At 43.4% G+C, this 4,045-nt stretch carries 4 protein-coding genes; 1 reads left to right on the top strand and 3 read right to left on the bottom strand.

What is annotated here, in order from left to right; genetic code table 11:
• Positions 1-36: 36 nt before the first annotated feature.
• Positions 37-567 carry a MarR family winged helix-turn-helix transcriptional regulator gene (locus VN429_RS01260; RefSeq protein WP_325628944.1) on the bottom strand — a complete coding sequence of 177 codons (531 nt, stop codon included), beginning with the start codon at positions 565-567 and terminating at the stop codon, positions 37-39.
• A 482-nt stretch (positions 568-1,049) separates the two neighbouring features.
• Between VN429_RS01260 and VN429_RS01255 the strand changes: the two genes are divergently transcribed.
• The gene (locus tag VN429_RS01255; RefSeq protein ID WP_325628942.1) at positions 1,050-1,358 is read left to right on the top strand and encodes a carboxymuconolactone decarboxylase family protein; all 309 of its coding nucleotides are present in this window, start codon (positions 1,050-1,052) and stop codon (positions 1,356-1,358) included.
• A 35-nt stretch (positions 1,359-1,393) separates the two neighbouring features.
• Here the strand turns inward: VN429_RS01255 and VN429_RS01250 are convergent, their stop codons facing one another.
• Together VN429_RS01250 and VN429_RS01245 are read right to left on the bottom strand one after the other, a co-directional pair.
• Positions 1,394-1,855: a hypothetical protein gene (locus VN429_RS01250; protein ID WP_325628940.1), complete on the bottom strand. Its 462-nt coding sequence runs from the start codon at positions 1,853-1,855 to the stop codon at positions 1,394-1,396.
• A gap of 420 nt (positions 1,856-2,275) precedes the next feature.
• Positions 2,276-4,045: HAMP domain-containing sensor histidine kinase (locus VN429_RS01245; RefSeq protein ID WP_325628938.1), on the bottom strand; the 1,770-nt coding region annotated here is incomplete at its 5' end.

The raw sequence follows: 4,045 nt of genomic DNA, 5'->3' as shown, positions 1-4,045 counted from the left end.
AAATTGCAGAAAAGAACACAACAATGCTAAAGGAAATTAAGAGGTTTCTAAATTATACGATAACAGAAAACTTTGGATATGGTCATCGCGAATTAGAAGGGAGTGATCAATTGTTGCCTTAAGTCTTTCAAGAAGTTCAAGCAGGATCTTACGTTCTTGTTCTGACAGCGCAGACAGAAATGAAATGATCTGCTCATCAACATTTGAATGGAGAGATTTGTGCCATGCAAAGGCCTTTTTCCCATTTTGGGTAAGGTGCAGACAGATATTTTTCCGGTTGCCTTCTTCACGACAGCGAATGAGGTACCCTTTCACTACCAGTTTTTGAACCATCTGGGATACCGCACTTTTTGTAACACCCATGCGTACAGATAGATCGGAAATCGTATCACCAGGGTATCTTCCGGCCATATCAATCAGATGAATCTCTGTTGCTGTTAGGAGGGACCCATCCCCTAGATCCACCGGCTGATTATCAATAAAAGCAGCTTTCTGAATAACCTGAACAAGAGTAATCAGTATCTGCGGTGAGATCAGGTCAGGTTCACCTGCCAGTCTCTCTCCCATAGATAGAGTATCTATAGTTTACAGATATCTGGCTGTCGAATTAATTCTACCAGACAAACCAGGAAAAGTCTCGAAAATTACGCGATCTCTCAATAATGTCCTAAAAGATCCATGAAAAATAGGGTATCATCCAAGGATTCATGATGCATGATCTGTTTGATACATACAATTCGGCATCTTTCACGGCATCCAGGGATACCTCATCATCATTGACATCGATCCAGGTAATATTTCTTATCTTTCCCATCAGCTTCTCAACCGGGCTGGTAGGCGCAGAAAACGAGACAAAAGTATCGTTTTTGCCATTGGTAGTGAGGAATTTGGCCCACACTCATACTACGCAGAAGGTGTAGTCACTGGATTAGCGTTTGATATTACAGAAAAAACTTCTACAGATTCGGGAATCATTGTAAAAAAATACCGACTAAACCTGAGCAAATAATCATGAATGAACTGATTATCTAGTGGGTTCTATACCTTTTATGGATAAAAACCCTATGGCATTATTCCAGCAGGAAGCACCTGAAGTTGCTGTTGCTTTTAACAACCTTATAATGGCAGTTGCTGGGTCAGGCGGTCTCGACGGAAAGACAAAACAACTCATCTATATCGCCATGAAAGCAGCTGCTGGCGACGATGGAGCAGTACGGGCACATATTCCTATGGCTAAGCAAATGGGCGCAACCAAGGAAGAGGTCGTTGATGCTATTCTCATGACCCTTACAGTTTCAGGAATCAGGGGAGTCGTGACCTGCCTCCCAGAGGTAGTCAGGCAGTTTGACAGTCACTAGAACTGAAAAGAACCAAAAATGTGGTTTTTTAACAATCAGGATCTCCGGGTTCCTGGTCCATTGTTACGTCTTGATGGCATTGATGGCCTTCTTGCAGGTGATGAACGCTGACCAGGTCTTCCTGACCTGTTTGGGGACTGACCCGGCCTCCGGTCATGATACCCAGACCCGGATCCTGGTTTAGATGGACGGGAACCAGACCTTGAGGGTGAACCACGGGAGCTTTCTCTCTGACCTGGCTTTGATGAACCCTTTCTTGACTTCATAGGTGGTCTGACGCCATCGATTAGCAGATTACGACCTTCAAACTCAGTTTCACTCAGGGCTTCACGGGCTGCTCTGGCCTGCTCATCTGTCCCCATCTCCACAAACCCGTATCCCTTCTTCTCCAAAACCCTGACGCTAATAACCTCTCCAAACCTGGAGAACAACGTCTTCAGTTGTCCTTCCCTAACTGAATACGTAAGATTGCCGACAAATAATTTCCGGTTATTCATAACCCGCTCCAAGAACTGTCCCACAAACACTTGTTTGCCAATGGAGACTGGACAAAGGGTGAGACTATCGGTTCGCTGGATAATCTCTGCGAGCAGAACATAAAGGTCTATGGTATCCTCAAAAGAAGAGAGGTTTCCCAGATAAAGGGAATTTGTGATAGATTATATGGGCCACCACATAGAGTAATCTTGGATAACGGCTGCACGCATATCTTCTGATAATCAACCAATCTCATCCAGACTTAACCCAAACCCAATAGCAACAATGAAGTTGCCAAGATACTCCTCGATATCTGTGAGAAAAAACATCAAGGAGAGTACTACGTCTTCATCAGAAGACTCAGGGATAATTATCGAGCAATGTGGAAGGATAAAAATAAGACCTTTTCAAAAATGATAATATAGGCTTTTTCCTTGAGTTCAAGGGGTTCCATCATCTGATGTACGCCATGCACCTTCAGGGATATGTATCTCAAATCTCGCACCTGAACCGGCAATCCCGTTCTCCTTTATGGTCATTCCGGTTATAAGAAGGATTTCTCTGACCAGGAAGAGCCCAAGCCCGGTATTGGAGCCATATCCCCGGATAAAGATCTTCTCCTTTTCACCAACCGGTACACCATATCCATCATCGGCGATCACCAGAATGCCCTCTTTGCCTAAAGAAATGAACTCAAGAGTAATACATGATACTTCACCACCATGTCGGACTGCATTCTCAAAGAGGTTAAAGATAGCACGATTCACCATCTGATCAGCGTAGATCTCAAGTGACCCGGCATTGTCCTCTATCTTCACTCCGTGGAGAGTGATACCTTCTCTGGCATGAATAACCATATCTGACATCCGCTGCCATATCGGTTGATGTGAACCCATCAGTTCGTACAACTTTGTAAATGAGATCTGTTTATGAATATTTGTGACAGAACGCTGGATAATTCCAATAAGATACTGGCTACTACTCTCTTCAGAAAGCAGGTCAAGAGCTCCCGTTATTACTGAGATCTGGTTGAGAATATCATGACGTGTGATGCTTGAAAGAAGATTCAATTTCCGATTAGCTGACCGAAGCAATTCCTCTGCAGCGACTCGCTGCCCAAGTTCTCGATCCAGATCTTCTGACTTTTGCCTGATACTGATGATGTCATCTTTAAGACGGTGAACCATCTTTCCAATACTGGCTTCAAGACGCCCGAACTCAAATCCATGGGTGTGAGAAATCGGGTGATCATAAGCACCGTCTGATATGATCTCAATATCTGCCACAATCTGGTCAATCGGATGAGTGATGTAACGGGTTACCACAAATGCGACCAGAATGACTATAATGATACAACAGATAACCCCGGCTAGATATGTTAGAAAAGCACTCTTCTGCTGATTCCGGAGATTTTGCATATCATATGTGATCTCAATAACCTGACCTAGTTCAGAAAATGAGGGAGCAGATGTTTCAGGAGAAGGTACATAAATATACTTTCGAGATTCTGTTGTTCCAGGCTCTGTTTTATAGATACTACCCCTTGTTGTAAAAGTTGTATTAATATTCTGAAGCCTGTCACTCCGCTCTGTATATGGGATAAGGTAGTGATCAGGATGTTGGAGACCGGCTACGGGATCATTATTGTATAAGGCAAGTTTTCCAAACACAAAGACAGACTTTATACCAGGAACATTCTGGGTGTAGGTGTTAGATATGGTGGAAAATGAAGAGAGATTCACGTTACTTATCAGGTCATCAACATTCAATGAGAGTTCCAGAACATACCGGTGATCGGGGGTCGGACGATACCCATACTTTCTGAACTCCCCACTCCCGATAGCCCTTACAATGGTATCAGATGCATAGGTATCTCCAAGACGTATGGTTGTAAGGTTCTTATAAAATCCGGGATATTTCTTAAAATCCAAACCAATTTCAGACTCATCAGTGCTTCTGATGACCACGCCCTCATCATTTATTATATACAGGTCAACCTGTGAACTGATATCTTCCTGAATTTTTGACTTCAAACCCTGAAGATCCACTTCTTCCGGTTCATAGCCGGATGAGTTAAACTCCCGGTAATACTCAGTCATGGCTGCCTTCAGAGCGGGCTCATAAGCAGCATCATAGATAAAAAAGGTCTCTTCCAATAATCGTACCGAGGTTGTAAGACTCTGCTCAGTATAATTCTGGCTGATAATGAA

It is taken from the genome of Methanospirillum sp. (assembly GCF_035560735.1).
Taxonomy (GTDB): domain Archaea; phylum Halobacteriota; class Methanomicrobia; order Methanomicrobiales; family Methanospirillaceae; genus Methanospirillum.
The sequence above is the reverse complement of the archived record's forward strand: the minus strand, read 5'-3'. Positions and strand labels throughout refer to the sequence as shown.

Bases quoted from the DNA above. Each gene is read 5' to 3' on its own strand.
- VN429_RS01260 (WP_325628944.1), bottom strand. From the start codon at position 567: ATGGGAGAGAGACTGGCAGGTGAACCTGACCTGATCTCACCGCAGATA.
- VN429_RS01255 (WP_325628942.1), top strand. From the start codon at position 1,050: ATGGATAAAAACCCTATGGCATTATTCCAGCAGGAAGCACCTGAAGTT.
- VN429_RS01250 (WP_325628940.1), bottom strand. From the start codon at position 1,855: ATGAATAACCGGAAATTATTTGTCGGCAATCTTACGTATTCAGTTAGG.